Origin of the sequence: Polaribacter marinus, assembly GCF_022662535.1 — a bacterium.
Classification (GTDB): domain Bacteria; phylum Bacteroidota; class Bacteroidia; order Flavobacteriales; family Flavobacteriaceae; genus Polaribacter; species Polaribacter marinus.
The window spans coordinates 1-1,392 of sequence record NZ_JAKQYM010000048.1; the positions used below are offsets into that span (position 1 = coordinate 1).

The window sequence follows — 1,392 nt, forward strand, 5'->3', positions numbered from 1 at the left end:
GCTAAAAAAAAGCTATCAAAAAGCAACTTTAGAAACCAAACTTTTAGTCGTTGACCAAATCTTAAATGGTCAGATTTCAAACAACCAAGCTTCTAAAAAATATGATATTCCTAGAACAACTATTTCCTATTGGTTAAGAAAATACAGTACATTAGTACAACAAAACATGGGTATGAGTAAAAACGATGAGATTAAAAAGCTAAAGGAGAAGATTGAAGAACTTGAGTTCCAAAAAGACTTCCAACAGGACATTATTGCTGATATGGAACTTATTACAGGTGTCGATATGTCAAAAAAGTCATTACCCAAAACATTAGCAAAAGAGATAGAGCAAAAGAAAAAACAGCGTATAAAAGAAAATGGCTCTATGGATGTTTTACTCACTTAATTTCTATTTTTTTTATAAGTGTTCGTGCATCCGCTTCGCTCAAGTGGGATATCTAAACAAGCCTTCTACAAAAGACTAAGAACGCAACAGAAAAAAGAAATAGATCATCAAAAAATGATCAAGATGGTCAAGGACTACCGTAAAAAAGTAGGCTCTAAAACTGGCGGAATAAAACTACACAAGGAGTTAAAGAAAGACTTTATTAATGCTGATATCAAGATAGGTAGAGACAAGTTCTATCACTTTCTTAGAGTAAATAATCTTTTGATTCCCAAAACTAAAAATTACATCACAACGACAAACTCAAACCATATGTACAAAAAATATAAGAACCTTGTTAAAGACCACGTTCCTACTCGACCGGAACAACTATGGGTTAGCGACATAACATACATTAAAACAGAAAATGGGCACAACTATCTAGCGTTAGTCACAGACGCCTATTCTAAGCAAATAATGGGATATAAACTCGACAACCACATGAGAACATCACTTTGCACAGATGCGCTCGCTATGGCTATTAAAAACAGAAAATATACCAATCAAAAGCTTATTCATCATTCTGACAGAGGTTTTCAATATTGCAATCCCAAATACACAGAATTCGCCGAAAACAATAACATTACAATGAGTATGACTGAGCAATACGACCCTTATGAAAATGCTATTGCAGAACGCATTAACAGAACTCTTAAATATGAATATGGATTAAAACAAACTATTAAAAATACTGAATTAGCACAAAAAATGACACAACAAGCAGTATATATTTATAACAATTTGAGAACCCATTTTAGCCTGGATCTCAGAAAACCTGCTGAAGTCCATCTGAATCCAAACATCAAATACAAATCCTATCGGAAAAATAATGTAAATTTACCTGAACTTACGATTTAAAAACAGACCTAGTTCAAATTATTTTTTGCCTTCTAAACGGCTAAAAAAATCTTTTGAACGGTATAAATTAACCTAAAAAAAGGTCAACCTATATCAGTATAATACAA

Annotated in this window: 2 protein-coding genes; both read left to right on the top strand. The window is 32.4% G+C overall.

The annotated features are described in order from the left end of the window. On the top strand, positions 1-388 hold a 388-nt coding region (locus MC378_RS15335), incomplete at its 5' end, for a helix-turn-helix domain-containing protein (RefSeq protein WP_242179719.1). A 24-nt stretch (positions 389-412) separates the two neighbouring features. Next, entirely contained in the window at positions 413-1,285 is an 873-nt protein-coding gene (locus tag MC378_RS15340; RefSeq protein WP_242179720.1) for an IS3 family transposase, read from the top strand. Positions 1,286-1,392 lie beyond the last annotated feature (107 nt).